This is a genomic window from Pseudomonas sp. LBUM1645, assembly GCF_059716185.1.
Genome location: NZ_CP166811.1, coordinates 6,350,542 through 6,368,335 on the forward strand (window position 1 = coordinate 6,350,542; position 17,794 = coordinate 6,368,335).

23 protein-coding genes are annotated in these 17,794 nt (G+C 61.0%); 8 read left to right on the plus strand and 15 right to left on the minus strand.

What is annotated here, in order from left to right; all coding sequences use genetic code 11:
* Positions 1-99: 99 nt before the first annotated feature.
* From ACA079_RS28900 to nrdR, 12 genes are all read right to left on the minus strand, one after another.
* On the minus strand, positions 100-900 hold the full coding sequence (locus ACA079_RS28900; RefSeq protein WP_497701776.1) for a cobalamin-binding protein: 801 nt from the start codon (positions 898-900) through the stop codon (positions 100-102).
* Positions 900-1,319, minus strand: a complete 420-nt coding sequence (locus ACA079_RS28905; protein ID WP_095131408.1) for an MFS transporter — start codon at positions 1,317-1,319, stop codon at positions 900-902. The genes ACA079_RS28900 and ACA079_RS28905 overlap by 1 nt, the downstream gene beginning before the upstream one ends.
* On the minus strand, positions 1,316-1,933 hold the full coding sequence (ribA, locus tag ACA079_RS28910; RefSeq protein ID WP_033059420.1) for a GTP cyclohydrolase II: 618 nt from the start codon (positions 1,931-1,933) through the stop codon (positions 1,316-1,318). The genes ACA079_RS28905 and ribA overlap by 4 nt, the downstream gene beginning before the upstream one ends.
* A gap of 252 nt (positions 1,934-2,185) precedes the next feature.
* Complete coding sequence (locus tag ACA079_RS28915; RefSeq protein WP_497701777.1) at positions 2,186-2,923, minus strand: substrate-binding periplasmic protein; 738 nt, start codon at positions 2,921-2,923, stop codon at positions 2,186-2,188.
* Between the two features lie 22 nt (positions 2,924-2,945).
* Complete coding sequence (locus tag ACA079_RS28920) at positions 2,946-3,449, minus strand: phosphatidylglycerophosphatase A family protein (RefSeq protein WP_003228639.1); 504 nt, start codon at positions 3,447-3,449, stop codon at positions 2,946-2,948.
* Positions 3,446-4,411, minus strand: coding sequence for a thiamine-phosphate kinase (gene thiL / locus ACA079_RS28925; RefSeq protein WP_497701778.1), 966 nt, complete (start codon positions 4,409-4,411; stop codon positions 3,446-3,448). The genes ACA079_RS28920 and thiL overlap by 4 nt, the downstream gene beginning before the upstream one ends.
* 20 nt (positions 4,412-4,431) lie before the next feature.
* The gene (gene nusB / locus ACA079_RS28930; protein ID WP_008153530.1) at positions 4,432-4,932 is read right to left on the minus strand and encodes a transcription antitermination factor NusB; all 501 of its coding nucleotides are present in this window, start codon (positions 4,930-4,932) and stop codon (positions 4,432-4,434) included.
* Positions 4,929-5,405, minus strand: coding sequence for a 6,7-dimethyl-8-ribityllumazine synthase (ribH, locus tag ACA079_RS28935; protein WP_003185938.1), 477 nt, complete (start codon positions 5,403-5,405; stop codon positions 4,929-4,931). The genes nusB and ribH overlap by 4 nt, the downstream gene beginning before the upstream one ends.
* 91 nt (positions 5,406-5,496) lie before the next feature.
* Entirely contained in the window at positions 5,497-6,588 is a 1,092-nt protein-coding gene (gene ribBA, locus ACA079_RS28940) for a bifunctional 3,4-dihydroxy-2-butanone-4-phosphate synthase/GTP cyclohydrolase II (protein WP_033059428.1), read from the minus strand.
* Between the two features lie 16 nt (positions 6,589-6,604).
* A complete protein-coding gene (locus ACA079_RS28945; RefSeq protein ID WP_008033746.1) occupies positions 6,605-7,267 on the minus strand; it encodes a riboflavin synthase in 663 nt (220 codons plus the stop codon).
* 46 nt (positions 7,268-7,313) lie between these two features.
* Complete coding sequence (gene ribD, locus ACA079_RS28950) at positions 7,314-8,447, minus strand: bifunctional diaminohydroxyphosphoribosylaminopyrimidine deaminase/5-amino-6-(5-phosphoribosylamino)uracil reductase RibD (protein WP_497701779.1); 1,134 nt, start codon at positions 8,445-8,447, stop codon at positions 7,314-7,316.
* Positions 8,444-8,908: a transcriptional regulator NrdR gene (gene nrdR, locus ACA079_RS28955; RefSeq protein WP_003228656.1), complete on the minus strand. Its 465-nt coding sequence runs from the start codon at positions 8,906-8,908 to the stop codon at positions 8,444-8,446. The genes ribD and nrdR overlap by 4 nt, the downstream gene beginning before the upstream one ends.
* A 128-nt stretch (positions 8,909-9,036) precedes the next feature.
* On the opposite strand from nrdR, the gene ACA079_RS28960 reads away from it, so the two are divergent.
* The 3 genes from ACA079_RS28960 (at position 9,037) to trxA (ending at position 11,164) form a co-directional block, all read left to right on the plus strand.
* Entirely contained in the window at positions 9,037-9,501 is a 465-nt protein-coding gene (locus tag ACA079_RS28960; protein WP_283184638.1) for a YbaY family lipoprotein, read from the plus strand.
* Positions 9,498-10,154, plus strand: a complete 657-nt coding sequence (locus ACA079_RS28965) for a class I SAM-dependent methyltransferase (RefSeq protein ID WP_497701780.1) — start codon at positions 9,498-9,500, stop codon at positions 10,152-10,154. Before ACA079_RS28960 ends, ACA079_RS28965 begins: the two co-directional genes overlap by 4 nt.
* 137 nt (positions 10,155-10,291) lie before the next feature.
* A complete protein-coding gene (trxA, locus tag ACA079_RS28970; protein WP_129440809.1) occupies positions 10,292-11,164 on the plus strand; it encodes a thioredoxin in 873 nt (290 codons plus the stop codon).
* A gap of 102 nt (positions 11,165-11,266) precedes the next feature.
* Here the strand turns inward: trxA and ACA079_RS28975 are convergent, their stop codons facing one another.
* Positions 11,267-11,608, minus strand: a complete 342-nt coding sequence (locus ACA079_RS28975; protein ID WP_497701781.1) for a hypothetical protein — start codon at positions 11,606-11,608, stop codon at positions 11,267-11,269.
* A gap of 135 nt (positions 11,609-11,743) precedes the next feature.
* On the opposite strand from ACA079_RS28975, the gene ACA079_RS28980 reads away from it, so the two are divergent.
* The 5 genes from ACA079_RS28980 to ACA079_RS29000 all read left to right on the plus strand — a co-directional run bounded on the left by ACA079_RS28980 (position 11,744) and on the right by ACA079_RS29000 (position 15,902).
* Entirely contained in the window at positions 11,744-12,322 is a 579-nt protein-coding gene (locus ACA079_RS28980) for a DUF2796 domain-containing protein (RefSeq protein WP_497701782.1), read from the plus strand.
* Positions 12,323-12,462: 140 nt separating this feature from the next.
* Complete coding sequence (locus ACA079_RS28985; protein ID WP_497701783.1) at positions 12,463-13,173, plus strand: ABC transporter ATP-binding protein; 711 nt, start codon at positions 12,463-12,465, stop codon at positions 13,171-13,173.
* 1 nt (position 13,174) lies between these two features.
* Positions 13,175-14,440, plus strand: coding sequence for an ABC transporter permease (locus ACA079_RS28990; RefSeq protein ID WP_024164579.1), 1,266 nt, complete (start codon positions 13,175-13,177; stop codon positions 14,438-14,440).
* A gap of 11 nt (positions 14,441-14,451) precedes the next feature.
* Complete coding sequence (locus tag ACA079_RS28995; RefSeq protein ID WP_415771707.1) at positions 14,452-14,970, plus strand: DUF3299 domain-containing protein; 519 nt, start codon at positions 14,452-14,454, stop codon at positions 14,968-14,970.
* 233 nt (positions 14,971-15,203) lie between these two features.
* Positions 15,204-15,902: an OmpW/AlkL family protein gene (locus ACA079_RS29000; protein WP_497701784.1), complete on the plus strand. Its 699-nt coding sequence runs from the start codon at positions 15,204-15,206 to the stop codon at positions 15,900-15,902.
* A 56-nt stretch (positions 15,903-15,958) separates the two neighbouring features.
* Here ACA079_RS29000 and pgnE read toward each other — a convergent pair whose 3' ends face one another.
* Together pgnE and ACA079_RS29010 are read right to left on the minus strand one after the other, a co-directional pair.
* Positions 15,959-16,888 carry a UDP-N-acetylglucosamine epimerase PgnE gene (pgnE, locus tag ACA079_RS29005; protein ID WP_046053234.1) on the minus strand — a complete coding sequence of 310 codons (930 nt, stop codon included), beginning with the start codon at positions 16,886-16,888 and terminating at the stop codon, positions 15,959-15,961.
* A complete protein-coding gene (locus tag ACA079_RS29010; RefSeq protein ID WP_415771713.1) occupies positions 16,881-17,765 on the minus strand; it encodes a sugar nucleotide-binding protein in 885 nt (294 codons plus the stop codon). Before ACA079_RS29010 ends, pgnE begins: the two co-directional genes overlap by 8 nt.
* Between the last annotated feature and the right edge of the window lie 29 nt (positions 17,766-17,794).

The following is a 17,794-nucleotide window of genomic DNA, read 5'->3' on the forward strand; positions in this document are numbered from 1 at the left end:
ACTGGCCTCATCGCGAGCAAGCTCGCTCCCACACTGGATTTGTGAACGACACAAAACTCCTGTGGGAGCGAGCTTGCTCGCGATGGCCACACCTCGGTCTCAGCGGTCAGGCGCGATCAACTGGCACAACTTGGCCGTCGCTTCGATCATCTGTCCACTCGGCCGCTCCAGCCCCTTATCCGTCACCAGCAGCAATTGCCCCTGCGCCACTGCAGCCACTTGCGGCCAGACTTTCCACGCATCGAGTTGCGCCTGATCGCTGGCCAGAATCACTTCTGGATTGCGCTGCAATACCGCCTCAATACTGACCTGGGGTGCTGGCAACGTCAGGTCGGCAAACACATTGCGCGCTCCGCACACCTCAAGCGCATCGCTGATGATCTGCCCGCCACCAACGGTGTACAGCGGCCGATCCCAGACCTGATAAAACACCCGCAATGGCACACCCCGACGATAACGTTGGCGCAGCGAATCCAGTCGTTGACGCAACTTCTCAGACAAAGAAACGCCACGCTCCGGACGGCCGAGTTGTGAGGCAATCGCCTCAATCTGCGAAGTGAGTTGTTCGAGGTTGTGGGGTTCGGCAACGTAGGTCGGGATGTTCAACCGCTTGAGCTGTTCACGCTGGGCCGGGCCAACGCTGCCGGGCCAGAGCAACAACAGATCGGGCTTGAGACTGAGCAACTGTTCCATGTCCAGCTGGCCATAGCGGCCAACCGAAGGCAGGTCTTTGAGCTCGGCAGGACGCTCACCGGCATCCAGCACACCCACCAGCAGGTCGGCTGAACCCAACTCAACAACGATTTCAGAGAGCGATGGCGCGAGGCTGACAACGCGTTCGACCGCAGCCGCCGGGCCACTGACGGCCAGCAGCAAAACCGCCAGCCAGACGGGCCGCATCAGCCGAGTTGACGCGGAATACGGTAGAGGTAGAACAGCACCAGGGTCGACAGCGACAGCAGCATTAACGGCACGGCTTCGAGGCCGACGAATACCGCCAGCGCGCCGATCCAGGCCGGCAGGCCGGCAGCCAGGAACGCCGTGCGACGCTTGGCAGCCAGGGCGATCCAGGCAGCAGGTTCTTCAGGGGTGTCGAGGGCTTTTTGAGTGGCGATCAGCGCGTGCTTGTAGCCGCCAAAGAATTTCAGGCTGACAAACATCGACGCCACACCCGCGATGAACAGCGGCATCGCCAGCACCGGCAGGATTGCCTCGCTCTGGCCAAACACACCATTGATCACGAACAGCGGCACCAAGGCCAGCGCCAGGTATTGCCACCAATTGACGGACAGTCGCCGCCGAACCTGACCGCGGGTCACGCCCGGTCAGCCTCACCCTGATGCTCGTTGCCCATCATGTGGTCGAGCTTGCTGGCCTTGGTGGCCAGGTAGAGTTTGTTGTGCGGATTGTGGCCGGTGTGCAGCGGCACGCGCTCGGCGACCACGATGCCCATGTCGGTCAAGGCTTTGACCTTGCGTGGGTTATTGGTCATCAAACGCAGGGATTTCACGCCCAGGTGCTCCAGCATCGGCAGGCACATGGCGTAGTCGCGCTGGTCGGCGGCAAAGCCCAGACGCTCGTTGGCTTCAACGGTATCGGCGCCGCCATCCTGCAATTCATAGGCGCGGATCTTGTTCAGCAGGCCAATGCCACGGCCTTCTTGACGCAAGTACAGCAACACGCCACGGCCTTCACGGGCGATGGCCTGCAAGGCGGCCTCGAGTTGCGAGCCGCAGTCGCAACGCTGGCTGAACAAGGCATCGCCGGTCAGGCATTCGGAGTGCAACCGGCCGAGTACCGGGGCACCGTCGACGAACTCACCCAGGCTCAGCACAACGTGCTCGCGCCCGTTTTCTTCATCGAGAAAGCCGTGCATGGTGAATTGCGCAAAAGGCGTTGGCAGCTTGGAAGCGGCGACAAAAACGACAGGCACCGGTGTGCTCCTGATCAATAAGTACTGGAGATTCGCAGACGCGGCATTGTAACAGCACGTTCCTACAGACGCTTAGGCTGAATTATGGGGCATAACAATCAAAAAGTTAGATATCAGGTGCGCCACTTCACCCTGTGGGAGCGAGCTTGCTCGCGATGGCGGACTGTCTGCTACCAAAATGCTGACTGACACACCGTCATCGCGAGCAAGCTCGCTCCCACAGGGGATCGCCTCCAGCCACAGGGTTTGTGTTCAGTTTGAGTCGAACGGATAGGGTTGTTTCCAGCGCTCGAAGATCGGTTTCAGCTGGCCGTTTTTCACCAGTTGCTCCATGCGCTGATCGAACAGCGCCATCAGGGTGCGAGCCTTGGGGGTCTTGGCAAAGCACAGATACAGCGGCAATTCCGCGATGTGGGTGCGACGGAACTGCGACGGATCCTTGGCCCATTTGAGGACATAGTCGACCTCAGTCAGCGCGTCGATGTAAAAGTCGGCGCGGTTGCGCGTCAACATCGACAAAATCCCGGTACGCCGCATGACTTCGTTATAGCGGCGGACGTTGGGCAGGTAATCCTGATAGTCGTAGCCGCGGACCCAGGCCAGTCGATAGTTGCCCAGGGTTTCCGGGGTCGGCGCGGGGTTGCTGGCCAGGCCCAAGGCATAGATGTGATCGGTATCGAAGTTCCAGTGCGGATAGAGCAGATCGCTGGACTCATCAAGATAGGAGCCGACACAGGCATCCACTTCACCGCGCTGGGCCAGGCCCATGGAGCGGACGTAAGGTTCGCTGCGGATGTCCAGTTTGACCCCCGCCGGCTCGAAGACTTCCCGCAATACGTCCCAGCCCAGACCGTGGCCATCGGCGGCGGTGTAGTCTTCCCAGTCTTCGCTGGCCAGATGAATCACCGACGGCGTCGTCGCCTCGTCACCCGCCTGGGCGAGCGAGCAAAACATCGCGAAAATCATCACAGCCAACCAGCGTCGAGCCATCCCTAGTCCCCTGTTTTGCCCGTCAGGCAAAAATCCAAACCAGCCCCTGCATCGCCAACCACGCAAACACCCCGGCCAATACATCATCGAGCATGATCCCGACGCCGCCATGCACATGCCGGTCGATCCAGCGAATCGGCCACGGCTTGAGGATGTCGAAGAAGCGGAACATCAAAAAACCCGCCAGCAACCAGTACCAACCTTCCGGCACCAGCCACAGGGTGATCCACATCCCGACCATTTCGTCCCAGACGATGCCTTCGTGGTCGTGCACCCGCAAATCGTCGGCGACCTTGCCGCACAGCCAGAAGCCAAACAGCATGGTGATGCCGAGCATCAGCCAGTAGCCCCAGTCGGGCAGCATCTGCCACAACGGGATAAAGGGTAGCGCAACTAACGAACCCCAGGTGCCCGGTGCTTTTGGCAAGGTGCCCGAGCCGAAGCCGAACGCCAGGAAATGCCACGGATTGCGCCAGACCGAGGGCGGTACGAATTCCGCCGGGACCTGTTTGGGATGATCTGTCACGGTGTCTCCCGAAAATGTTGATAGCCCCGGGCTTGCGGGGTGATGTCTTGTCCGTCGGCGTCCAGCAGCACCACGCCCTGCCCCGTCACAACACGGCCGACCACATGGACCGGCCAGCCATCGGCCACCAATTTCGGCAACTCGACGGACGGCAAGGTAAAGGCCAGCACGTAATCATCACCGCCGCTCAGGGCCGCGACTTCTGCACCCGATTGGCCGAGGAAGGCGACCAAAGCTTTCGACAATGGCAGCTTGTCCCGATCAATCTTAATGCCGACCTTCGATGCGAGGGCAATATGTCCGCAGTCCGCGAGCAGGCCGTCGGAGATGTCCAGCGCCGAGGTGGCTTTGCCGCGTAGCGCCTGGCCCAACGCGAGTTGCGGCTGCGGCGACCAGTAATGTGCCAGCAGCGGATCGGCGATGGCGGCTTCAGCCGTCCGCTGACCGAGTACTAGTGGCAATGCCCCCGCCGCGTTGCCAAGCTCACCGCCAACGCACAGCAAATCGCCTGGCTGCGCACCGCTGCGGGTCAACGCCTGACCGGTCGGCACACGCCCAAACACGGTCATTGTCAGGCTCAATGGCCCACGGGAGGTATCACCGCCCACCAGCGCCACGCCACAGCTTTGCGCCATGAGGTTCAAACCACGGGCGTAGGCGTCCAGCCAATCGGCGGTCACCGTCGGCAAGGTCAGGGCAAGGGTAAAGGCAACCGGAGTGGCGCCCATGGCAGCCAGATCGCTGACGGCCACAGCCAGCGAGCGCTGACCGAGCAGAAACGGGTCGCAAGGATCTGCGAAATGCACACCGGCAACCAGCGTGTCGGTGGATATTGCCAACTGCTCCCCGGGAGGAACAGCCAGCAAGGCGCAGTCGTCACCGATCCCGAGGGCAACGCCTTCGCCGCCCTGCGCACAAGGCGCGGCGGCGAAGAAATTGCGGATCAGCTCAAACTCGCCCATGGCAGCCATTCAAGCGCGAATTAGCGCTTGAACGCCTTCACTTCAGCTTCACGCAGACGCGGGGCCAGCTTGTCGAGTACACCGTTGACGAACTTGTGGCCGTCGGTGGAACCGAAGACTTTCGCCAGCTCGATACCTTCGTTGATCACAACGCGGTACGGCACGTCGACGCGCTTGAGCAGCTCCCAGGTCGACAGGCGCAGAACGGCCAGTTCAACCGGGTCCAGCTCTTCGATGGTGATGTCCAGGCACGGCGTCAGTGCAGCGTCGATCTCAGGCTTGTGAGCCGGAACGCCGTGCAGGATGTCGTGGAAGTAGGCGGCATCGACATCGCTGAAATCGTTATCGACCCGGAACTGCGCTTCGATCTCGTTCAAAGATTGCTTGGCCATGTGCCATTGGTACAGCGCCTGAGTCGCGAGCTGACGGGCTTCGCGACGCTTGACGCTTTTCGATGGCTTGCCGGCATCCGCAGGCTTTGGATCGCGCGGGTTGAAACGATCGCTTTCGTCGCTAATCACTTGGCCTCCAACTGCGCCAGCAGGCTGACCATTTCCAGAGCGGACAGGGCAGCTTCAGCACCTTTGTTACCGGCCTTGGTGCCGGAACGTTCGATGGCTTGCTCGATGGAATCAACGGTCAGCACGCCAAATGCGACTGGAACGCCGAACTCCATGGACACCTGGGCCAGGCCCTTGGTGCATTCGCCAGCCACGTATTCGAAGTGCGGAGTACCGCCACGAATGACCGCGCCCAGGGCGATGATTGCCGCGTATTCGCCCTTCTGAGCGACTTTCTGCGCAACCAGCGGGATTTCGAAGGCGCCAGGTGCGCGGATGATGGTGATGTCGCTTTCGCTCACGCCGTGGCGAACCAGGGCATCAACTGCACCGCTGACCAGGCTTTCAACGACGAAGCTGTTGAAACGGCCTACTACCAAAGCGTAGCGGCCTTTAGGGGCGATGAAGGTACCTTCGATGGTCTTCAGGGTCATTCGTTAGATCTCTTAAAGAGCCGGGACGCGTTTTCTACGCGTCCCTCAGTGATGTGTTAACCGCGAATCAAGGACTGGAAACAACCGGTCATTATTCGGAGGGCACGTATTCTACAACTTCCAGATCGAAACCGGATATCGCATTAAATTTCATTGGCGCACTCATCAGACGCATTTTGCGTACGCCCAGGTCCCGGAGGATCTGCGAACCGGCACCGACGATGCTGTAGGTGGTCGGTTTTTTCGCCGGAACGTGCTCCGCGGTTTCGCGGATATGCGCCAGCAACACATCGCCATCGAGCGGGTGACCGAGCAACAGCACGACACCGCTGCCAGCCTCGGCAACCGCGGCCATCGCGGCGCGCAGGCTCCAGCGGCCAGGCTGCTTGACCATCAACAGGTCGCGCAGCGGGTCCATGTTGTGCACCCGAACCAGGGTCGGCTCTTCGGCGCATACGGTGCCCAGGGTCAGGGCCATGTGCACGTCGCCTTCCACGGAATCACGATAGGTCACCAGGTTGAATTGGCCCAGTTCGCTGTCCAGCGGCTGCTCGGCAATCCGCTGAACGGTACGTTCGTGGATCATCCGATAGTGAATCAGGTCGGCGATGGTGCCGATCTTAATGTTGTGTTCGGCAGCAAACGCTTCCAGTTCCGCACGGCGGGACATGGTGCCGTCGTCGTTCATCACTTCGCAGATCACGCCGCTCGGCTCGAAACCGGCCATGCGCGCCAGGTCGCACGCCGCTTCGGTGTGGCCGGCGCGAGCGAGGGTGCCGCCGGCCTGGGCCATCAGCGGGAAGATGTGGCCGGGGCTGACGATGTCTTCAGCCTTGGCGTCTTTCGCGGCAGCCGCTTGCACGGTACGCGCACGGTCGGCGGCGGAAATGCCGGTGGTCACGCCGGTGGCCGCTTCGATGGACACGGTGAACTTGGTGCCGAAACCGGAACCGTTGCGCGGCGCCATCAGAGGCAGCTTCAGCAGTTCGCAGCGCTCGCGGCTCATCGGCATGCAGATCAGGCCACGGGCGTGCTTGGCCATGAAGTTGATGTGTTCAGGCTGGCAGCACTCGGCGGCCATGATCAGGTCGCCTTCGTTCTCGCGGTCTTCGTCATCCATGAGGATGACCATCTTGCCTTGGCGGATGTCTTCAACCAGTTCTTCGATGCTATTGAGCGCCACAAGGCACCCCCTTGGGTCAGGATTTGAGGTAGCCGTTGGCGGCCAGAAAGCTTTCGGTGATGTTACTGGACGTTGGCTCTGCGGCTTTATCGCCTAAAAGCAGGCGCTCCAGATAACGGGCAAGCAAGTCGACTTCAAGATTCACCCGGCGACCTGGCTGGTAAGACGCCATGATAGTTTCGCTCAGGGTGTGCGGAATGATCGTCAGCAGGAACTCGGCGCCATCGACCGCGTTCACGGTCAGGCTGGTGCCGTCGACGGTGATCGAGCCTTTATGGGCGATGTACTTGGCCAGCTCTTTGGGCGCGCGGATGCGGAACTCCACAGCGCGAGCATTCTCGGTACGGGCAACCACTTCGCCCACGCCATCGACATGGCCGCTGACCAGATGCCCGCCGAGACGAGTGGTCGGGGTCAGGGCTTTTTCCAGGTTCACCGGGCTGCCGCTTTTGAGGTCGTTCATGGCGGTGCAGTCGAGGGTTTCGCGGCTGACGTCCGCCGCAAAGCCGTTGCCTGGCAACTCAACCGCAGTCAGGCACACGCCGTTGACCGCGATGCTGTCGCCCAGTTTGACGTCGCTCAGGTCGAGCTTGCCGGTTTCTACGTGTACCCGCACATCTCCGCCTTTTGGGGTCAATGCACGAATACTGCCGATGGATTCGATGATGCCGGTAAACATGGAGTCCTCCTCGAGAACAGGGCCGTCGCGTGGCGCAGGCCCGGAATTATACGCTCGCCGCTGGCGAAGGAATGGCGATGACTCGCCAGTCATCGCCAACCGCGCGAATTTCGGTGATTTTGAGTTCAGGCGCATCCTTCATTTGCGCGAGCGGCCAATCCAGCAACGGGCGCGCAGACGAACCTAAAAACTTGCCAGCGATGAAAATCTGAAACTCGTCGACCAGACCTTGCTGAGCAAAGGCACCCGCCAGTCGCGGGCCCGCTTCGACCAACACTTCGTTGACCCCGCGATTGGCCAGTTCGACCAGCAGTTTGCGCAGGTCGACCAAGCCATCCTCGCCCGCCACAATCAAGCATTCCGGGCCATGGGCGTATTGCTCTTCGATCGCCATGCACGTGGCGACCAGCGCCGGGCCAGCCTTGAAGAACGGCGCGTCCAGTGGCACGCGCAGGCGGCCGTCGATCAACACACGCAGCGGCGGACGGCTCATGGCCAGGGCCGTTTGCTCAGGATCCAGACCTAGTTCATCAGCACGCACAGTGAGACGGGCGTTGTCTGCCAGCACCGTGTCGGCGCCGGTCAGCACTACGCTGGCCTGAGCGCGCAGTCGTTGAACCGCCGAACGCGCCGCCGGACCGGTGATCCATTGGCTTTCGCCGCTTTCCATCGCCGTACGACCGTCGAGGCTCATGGCCAACTTGACCCGCACGAACGGCAAGCCGTGCTCCATGCGCTTGAGGAAACCTTCATTGAGCTTGCGCGCTTCGCCTTCCAGCACACCGCTTTCGGTAGCAATACCGGCCTGGGCCAGCCGCTGCATGCCACGACCGGCAACCGACGGGTTCGGGTCTTGCATCGCCGCGACTACCCGAGCTACACCCGCATGTAACAGCGCATCGGCGCAGGGCGGCGTACGTCCGTGGTGGCTGCAAGGTTCAAGGGTCACGTAAGCGGTGGCGCCTCGAGCCTTGTCGCCGGCGGCGCGCAGGGCGTGGACTTCGGCGTGGGGTTCGCCGGTGCGCACGTGCCAGCCTTCGCCGACAATCTGCCCGTCACGCACGATCACGCAGCCAACCCGAGGGTTGGGGTGTGTCGTGTAATGACCTTTGCGCGCCAGTTCCAGGGCACGGGCCATGTAATGGGCGTCGAGGATGGCTTGTTCGGAAGAGGTGGTCATTCTTTCACCGGCTCACGGGCCAGGCGATCGATCTCTTCGCGGAACTCGTTGAGGTCCTGGAAGCGCCGATACACGGAGGCGAAACGAATGTAGGCGACTTCGTCGAGCTTTTGCAGCTCGGCCATCACCAGTTCACCGACGACAAGGGATTTAACCTCTCGCTCACCGGTGGCGCGCAGTTTGTGTTTGATGTGCACCAGCGACGATTCCAGGCGCTCGACACTCACCGGGCGCTTCTCCAGCGCACGCTGCATGCCGGCGCGGAGTTTTTCTTCGTCGAACGGCTGGCGGCTGCCGTCGGTTTTGATCAGGCGCGGCAACACCAGTTCGGCCGTCTCGAACGTCGTGAAACGTTCGCCGCAGGCCAGGCATTCACGCCGGCGGCGCACCTGTTCGCCCTCGGCGACCAGACGCGAGTCGATGACCTTGGTGTCGTTGGCACCGCAGAAGGGACAGTGCATGGTGGCAGGCAACAAAAAAAGGGAGGGCCATGGTAGCGCATCCCCGTGGCAAGACAAGCCATAGGGTTTGCGGTATACAGACGGGCTATAGAGCTAGATCCATGGATTTCACCTTGCTGGAGCCAAAAATGTCCCTAAGACCGCTGGTATTGCTCAGTCTTTTCAGCCTGCTGGTGGCCTGCAGCAGCGATGCGCCCAAGCCCCAGCCGCCGACGCCAGGCCCCGCGCCACAACAGGCACAAAAGAAGGCCAGGGAATCAGCCAACCTCGGCCCGCTGCCTGCTTATCAGCGTGAATTGAGCGGCACCCTGCAAGGCGTGCCGGCCGGCGCCGAAGTCGAACTGGCGCTGCTGGTGATCGATGACAAGGACCGTCCGCAACAATTGCTGGCCAGTTCCAGCCTGATCGGCACCAATCAGATTCTGCCGTTTCACCTGCGTTTCAACCCGGAATCCTTCCCGGTCGGTGCCCGCGTAGAACTTCGCGGCCGTGCCAGCCAGTCCGGCCAGCTGATTTTGCATCTGCCGTCGCAAGTCATCAGCCAGCCAACGACGCAAGTGCTGGGTCAGCTGCAATTCGTCAAAGCGCCATGATTGCACCGCTCGACCTGCAACAGGCGCTAGGCGAACTGCTCGGTGATGCGCAGCTTGTGCCTGTCGCATTGCCGGAGACCGACCTGAAGCTTTGGCTGATCGACGGCGACAACATGGACCGCGCGTTCAGCCCGGAAGAAACCCGGCGAATTCTCCATGAGCCGCCTTATTGGAGTTTTTGCTGGGCCAGTGGGCTGGCGGTCGCCCGTTATCTCGCCGAATTCCCTGAGTGGGTCAAAGGCAAGCGGGTGCTGGATTTCGGTGCCGGCTCCGGTGTTGCAGGGATTGCGGCGGTGAAGGCCGGAGCGCTGGAAGTGGTGGCCTGTGACCTCGATCCGCTGGCGATTGCGGCGTGCCGGGCGAATGCCGAACTCAATGACGTACACCTCAACTACTCGACGGATTTTTTCGCCGAAGCGGATCGCTTTGATCTGATTCTGGTGGCCGACGTGCTGTACGACCGGGCGAATCTGCCGTTGCTCGATGAATTCCTGAGTCGCGGCCAGCAAGCCCTGGTGGCCGATTCGCGCGTGAGGGATTTTCGCCACCCGTTGTATCAGCGCATCGAGATGCTGGAAGCGATGACCCTGCCCGATCTGGCCGAGCCCGAAGAGTTTCGGCATGTGAGCCTCTACCACGCGCGGCGCGTTTGAAGCCGCTAAAAGATCGCAGCCTTCGGCAGCTCCTACATTGACCGAGTGCGAACCCGATCCTGTAGGAGCTGCCGAAGGCTGCGATCTTTTGCGCCAGCCCTTATAGTGAGCAGATTCACGCTTCCAAGAGATCCCCCATGAGTCAGGAAACGCCGTATATCTTCGACGCCACGACTGCCGATTTCGAGCAGTCGGTGATCGAGAACTCTTTCCACAAACCGGTGCTGGTGGATTTCTGGGCCGAATGGTGTGCGCCGTGCAAGGCGTTGATGCCGATGCTGCAAACCATCGCCGAGAGCTATCAGGGCGAGTTGCTGCTGGCCAAGGTCAATTGCGACGTCGAGCCGGACATCGTTTCTCGCTTCGGCATTCGCAGCCTGCCGACGGTGGTGCTGTTCAAGGACGGTCAGCCGGTGGATGGTTTTGCCGGTGCACAGCCGGAATCCGCCGTGCGCGCGATGCTTGAGCCTCACGTGCAAATGCCACCACCGGCGGCTGCCGACCCGTTCGAACAGGCTCAGGCGCTGTTTGATGACAACCGCTTTGCCGACGCCGAAGCCACACTGAAAGTGCTGCTGGGCGAAGACAACACCAATGCCAAGGCACTGATTCTCTACGCCCGCTGCCTCACCGAACGTGGCGAGCTGGGCGAAGCGCAAACCGTGCTCGACGCGGTCAAGAGCGATGAGCACAAGGCTGCCCTGGCCGGCGCCAAGGCGCAGATCCAGTTCCTCGGTCAGGCCAAGGATTTGCCGGATGCGGCAGACCTGAAAGCGCGCCTGGCAAAAAATCCGCAGGACGATGAAGCGGTTTATCAGCTGGCGATCCAGCAACTGGCCCGTCAGCAGTACGACGCGGCGCTGGATGCGTTGCTCAAGCTGTTCGTGCGCAATCGCAGCTACAGCGAAGGCTTGCCGCACAAGACCTTGCTGCAGGTGTTCGAACTGCTGGGCAACGATCACCCGCTGGTGACCACGTACCGCCGCAAGTTGTTTGCTGCGCTTTATTGAAAGATCAAAAGATCGCAGCCTCGTTTCACTCGACAGCTCCTACAGGGAAACAAGATCCCATGTAGGAGCTGTCGAGCGAAGCGAGGCTGCGATCTTTGCGATTTACTCGATCCAGCTGTAGAGCGGCGTATCCCCGCCGCTCGTCACCTTCACATCCGAGCAATGGCGCAAACGCACCAGCAGCCGCTTGCCCGACGCCGCGCTGCCGGTCAGTCCTTCCAACTGATCCAGCAGATCCGGCCCGCTCAATTGCCCGGCCTTGCGCAGCAAATCCTTGGCGATCTGCCACAGCGCATCATCCTGATTGATCGGTTTTGCCGGCGCAGCACTGGCCTCCGGTTTCACCACCTGCAACTGCGCACCGAGCCGCGCCCAGTCGCCGTCATCCATCTCCAGCGTCAAATCCACCGGCCAGTCGCCGATGCTTCCGCGTATACGCAACATAAGTCTGCTCCTGCACATTTCTGACTTGCATGCTCCCATGGGACTTGTGCAACGCCAAGCAGGCGGTCAAACTCTCGCCACTTACGTTATAAGATTACATAACAAATTCTTCATTTTACTTTTCGGAGACCCGCCATGCGCCGTCTGCTTCTCGCTCTGCCGTTTGCCCTGTTGCCGCTGGCCGTCGCCCACGCCGCTGATGAACATGATCATGAGCACGGCAGCCTCGGCGCCCACGAACATGGTGTCGGTCGCCTGAACGCAGCACTGGACGGTCAGACCCTGGAGCTGGAACTGGAAAGCCCGGCGATGAACCTGGTGGGTTTCGAACACGCCGCCACCACCGATGCCGACAAAGCCAAAGTCGCCGCCGTTCGTGCGCAGCTTGAGAAACCGTTGGTGTTGTTCAACCTGCCGAAAGCCGCTGGTTGCGTGGTTGCGACTCAGGAACTGGAGAGCCCGTTGTTCGGCGACAAACCCGATGCCGATGATGATCACAAAGAAGAGGCCAAGGGCGAGCATCACCACGACCACAGCGAAATCCACGCGCATTACCAATTCAGTTGCTCGGCACCGGGCGCGCTGAAAACCCTGGACCTGGCGAACATCTTCAACACGTTCCCGGCGACCCAGAAGATTCAGCTACAACTGATCAGCCCGAGCGGGCAGCAAGGGGTTGAAGTGACGGCCAAGGCTGCCGCCCTGAAATTCTAAATTCACCCCGATCCCCTGTAGGAGCTGTCGAGTGCAACGAGGCTGCGATCTTTTGACTTTAAAAGATCAAGATCAAAAGATCGCAGCCTCGTTGCACTCGACAGCTCCTACAGGTCATCAGCACTCATGAAATCGATTAAATGACCCAAGCACTCATCGAACTGTCCGACCTGGGCTTCAGTTGGCCCGGTCATCCGCCGCTGCTGGATATCCCGGCGTTTCGCCTGGAGCCTGGGGAAACCCTGTTCCTCAAAGGCCCCAGCGGCAGCGGCAAGACCACCCTGCTCGGTCTGCTCGGCGGTGTGCAGAAGCCCGATCGCGGCAGCATCCGATTGCTGGGCCAGGAGCTGACCGAGCTTTCGGCCGGTGCTCGCGACCACTTCCGGGTCGATCACACCGGCTACATCTTCCAGCAGTTCAACTTGCTGCCGTTTCTCTCGGTGCGCGAGAACGTTGAGTTGCCCTGCCACTTTTCCAAACTGCGCGCTAAACGGGCGATCCAGCGCCACGGCAGCGTCGATCAGGCGGCGGCCACCCTCCTCGCCCACTTGGGCCTGAAGGATGAAAGCATCCTCAGGCGTCGCGCCGATTCGCTGTCCATCGGTCAGCAGCAACGGGTTGCCGCTGCGCGCGCGTTGATCGGTCAGCCTGAATTGGTGATCGCCGACGAACCGACCTCGGCCCTGGATTACGACGCCCGCGAGAACTTCCTTCGCTTGCTGTTCGCCGAATGCCGCGAAGCCGGATCGAGCCTGTTATTCGTCAGCCATGACCAAAGCCTCGCGCCGCTGTTCGATCGCCACCTGTCGCTGGCCGATCTCAATCGCGCCGCCACCCCGTCCGAGGTCTGAGATGTATTTGTTTCGTCTAGCCATGGCCAGCCTGGCTAACCGCCGCTTCACCGCGATCCTCACTGCGTTTGCCATCGCCCTGTCGGTCTGCCTGCTGTTGGCCGTGGAACGGGTACGCACCGAAGCCAAGGCCAGTTTCGCCAGCACCATCAGCGGCACCGACCTGATCGTCGGCGCACGTTCCGGCTCGGTAAACCTGTTGCTGTACTCGGTGTTCCGCATCGGCAACGCCACCAACAACATCCGCTGGGACAGCTTCGAACACTTCGCCAACAACCCGAAAGTGAAGTGGGCAATCCCGATGTCCCTCGGCGACTCCCATCGCGGTTACCGCGTGATGGGCACCACCGAGGCGTACTTCGAGCATTACCAGTACGGTCATCAACAACACCTGGAACTGGCCGACGGCCGCGCCTTCGCCACCGATCCGTTTGAAGTGGTGCTCGGTGCCGAAGTGGCCGACGCGCTGCACTACAAACTTGGCGACAAACTGGTGCTGGCCCACGGCGTGGCAGTGATCAGCCTGGTCAAGCACGACGACAAGCCGTTCACCGTGGTCGGCATTCTCAAACGCACCGGCACCCCGGTGGACCGCACGTTGCACATCAGCCTCGGCGGTATGGAAGCGATTCACATCGACTGGCACAACGGCGTGCCGGCGCGCGGCAACGGTCGGATCAGTGCCGATCAGGCACGCAACATGGACCTGACGCCGCAGGCGATCACAGCGTTTATGCTCGGCCTCAACAGCAAGATTTCGACCTTCGCGCTGCAGCGTGAGATCAATGAATTTCGGGGTGAGCCGATGCTGGCGATTCTGCCGGGCGTGGCGTTGCAAGAGCTGTGGAGTTTGATGAGCACGGCGGAAAAAGCCTTGTTCGTGGTATCGCTGTTCGTGGTGCTGACCGGGTTGATCGGCATGCTCACGGCAATCCTCACCAGCCTCAACGAACGCCGTCGGGAGATGGCGATTCTGCGTTCAGTGGGTGCCCGACCGTGGCACATCGCGACGTTGCTGGTGCTGGAGGCGTTTGCCCTGGCGTTGTCGGGCGTGATTGCTGGGGTGGCGCTGCTGTATGTGGGCATCGCCTTGGCCCAAGGTTATGTGCAAGCCAATTACGGCTTGTACCTGCCACTGGCCTGGCCGAGCGAATATGAATGGACGCTGCTCGGTGGCATCCTGATCGCCGCGTTGCTGATGGGCAGCGTGCCGGCCTGGCGCGCGTATCGCCAATCCCTGGCCGATGGCCTGTCGATCCGTTTATGAGGACGTTGAACATGCCCCGCGCTGTGCTTGCGCTGTTGATGCTGGTCGCCTTGCCCCTGTGGGCGGCCGAGCCGAAAGATCTGACCTGGTCGGAAATGATCCCGCCGGACGCCGCACCGGAAGTGCCTAACATGACGCCGCTGCACGACCTGTCGCAGATGGGCAACGCGTTGGCCGCCGAATCGGCGCCAGCGGCCAAGCAAGACATGCCCAATGCACCGGTGGTGAAAAGCCTCGACGGTCAGAACATTCGGCTGCCGGGCTACATCGTGCCGCTGGAAGTGAGTGAAGAAGGTCGCACCACGGAGTTTCTGCTGGTGCCTTATTTCGGCGCCTGCATACACGTACCGCCACCGCCGTCGAACCAGATCGTGCACGTCAAAAGCGAAGTGGGTGTGAAGCTCGACGAGTTGTATCAGCCGTACTGGATCGAGGGTGCGCTGCAGGTCAAGGCATCCAGCAGCGAATTGGCCGATGCCGGGTATCAGATGCAGGCCGACAAGATTTATGTGTATGAACTGCCGGAGTGAAACCGGTAGTTCTGTGTTGCTTGTTAGATAGCCATCGCGAGCAAGCTCGCTCCCACATTGGCCCTGTGCATCAACACAAATCCCCTGTGGGAGCGAGCTTGCTCGCGATGGGGTCCTCAAAGGTTCCACATAAATCAGGGCCATCACTGTTTCATTGAGCTGAGTCAAAAGACCGTATCAGACGGCTCCGTACCATTGGGCATCGAAATTTTTAACGTCCTTTGGAGCCCTCCATGCACAAGTCTTTGCTCAGCGCTTCGCTGTTTGCCCTCGCGCTCGCAGCACCGTTAGCCTATGCCCACGACGCCGGCGATATCATCGTTCGTGCCGGTGCAATCACCGTCAACCCGAAAGCCGACAGCTCCAGCGTCAAGGTTGATCAAGGTCCGCTGAAGGGTGCCGATCTGGGTGGCAAGGCCACCATGAGCAGCGACACGCAACTGGGTCTGAACTTCGCTTACATGCTCAACAGCCACTGGGGGATCGAGCTACTGGCGGCCTCGCCGTTCGAGCATGACGTGAAGCTCAAAGGCACCGCCCTGGGCGCAGCCAACGGCAAACTCGGTACGCTGAAACACCTGCCACCAACGCTGAGCATTGTGTACTACCCACTGGACGCCAAGTCCGCATTCCAGCCGTATGTCGGCGCGGGTATCAACTACACCTGGATCTACGACGAGCACGTTGGCAGCGAAGCCAGCGCCAACGGCTTCAGCAACTTCAAGGCGGATAACTCCTGGGGCATGGCGTTCCAGGTCGGCGCCGACTACATGCTGACCGACAACATCATGATCAACGCCCAGGTGCGTTACATCGACATCGACACCACCGCGACAGTGCAAAATAACGCAGTGGCACAAGGCACTCGCGCCAAGGTCGATGTGGACGTAGACCCGTTCATCTACATGGTTGGCCTGGGTTACAAGTTCTAAAATTGCCGTACAAAAAAGGCGCCTCGAAAGGCGCCTTTTTCATGACTGCGTAAACCTCAGCGCCCCAACAACCGCGCCAGGCCGACACGCATCGGTGTCTGCTCAGGGTAGGTAAAGCGCTCCAGCAAACGCTGATTGTTCGCTCGCGAGTGGCGGATATCACCGGAGCGTGCCGGGCCATAGCTCACTGGCGGCAATTGACCGACCACCGCTTCAAGGGCTTCAAGCATTTGCTTGAGGGTCGTGGCCTGGTTCCAGCCGACGTTGACCGCGCCGACTTCGACCTGCGGTTTCTCGATCGCTTGCACCAACAAGTCGACCAGGTCTTCGACGTAGACGAAATCGCGAGTCTGCTCACCGTCACCGAACACAGTGATCGGCAGGCCCTTCTGCGCGCGCTCGCTGAAAATGCTGATTACCCCGGAATACGGCGAGGACGGATCCTGGCGTGGACCGAAGATGTTGAAGAAACGGAAAATCACTGGTTCCAGACCATGCTGGCGACGATAAAAATCGAAGTAGTGCTCGCTCGCCAACTTGTCCGAAGCGTAGGGCGTCAACGGTGCCTTGGGCGTGTCTTCGTCGATCGACTCGCCTTCGCCATTGTTGCCGTAGACCGCTGCGCTGGACGCGTACAGCACGCGTTTGACGCCGGTCTGGCGCATGGCTTCGCAGACATTCAGCGAGCCAATGAAATTGCTCTGGTGAGTCTTCACCGGATCATCCACCGAGGCCTGCACCGACGCCACTGCGGCCAAGTGCGCCACAGCGCTGCAACCGACCATCGCCTGCGCGACCAGCGCGGCGTCGGCGACATCGCCCACGATCAGTTCGACGCCGGGATTGTCCAGCGGCAAGTTGCTGCGTTTGCCGGTGGAGAGGTCATCGAGAATGCGCACCGAATGGCCCTTGGCGAGCAAGGCATCGGTGAGGTGCGAGCCAATGAAACCGGCGCCGCCGGTGATTAAAACAGGGCCGTCAGCCATGGCGATAAAACCTATCCAGTAAGCCCGGGAGAGCCGCACGCCAGGCGCGGGGCTTGATCCCGAAAGTGTGCAGAATTTTCTTGCAGGCCAGCACCGCGTGTTGCGGCTCTTCGGCAGCGTCCGGTCGCGAGGCGTGGGCCTGGGCGGTCGGCGCTTCGATGGCCAGCGGATGCAGAGCGCGTGCTTCGGTGAGGATCGCCTGCCCAAGCGCCAGCGGCGTGGTCGCCTCATGCCCGGCGTAATGGTAGGTGCCCCACAGCGGCGCCGAGCAATCGAGTTGCTTGAGGACCGAGATGATCACCCGGGCGGCATCATCCACCGGCGTCGGATTGCCCCGACGGTCATCGGCCATCAGCAATTCTTCAGGCAGTTCGGCGCGACCGAGGAAACGCCCGAGGGTGCCGTCGGGGCTGTCATCCAGCAGCCAGCCGAATCGTAGCAACACGTGTTGCGGGCAGGTGGCGCGGACGCTTTGTTCGATCCGCCATAAGGCCTGACCGCGCAGGCCCAGAGGCACCGGTTCGTCTTTTTCGCTGTAGGCCGTCGCCCGGGAGCCATCGAACACGCGATAGCTCGACGGTTGCAGCAGCACGATGTTGTGATGCTGGCACAGTTCGGCCAGACGCTCGATCGCCCGCTCCTGCCCGGCCAGACGCTGTTCGCTGACCGTCTCTGCCTGAAACCAGTCGAAGTAATAGGCGAGGTTGATCAACGCGTCCGGACGGGTGTCGTCGAGCAGTTGCGTCAGGGTCGCGGCGTCCCAGCCGTCTTGCGGTGGGCGGGGGGCGAGGAAGCCGATGTCTTCCTCCGCACCGAGGCGAATCAGCGCCTGCCCAAGGGCATTTCCGCCGCCCAGTAACATAAGGCGCATTCGCATAGAGTCAGCAGGCCCAGTCTGATTGAAAC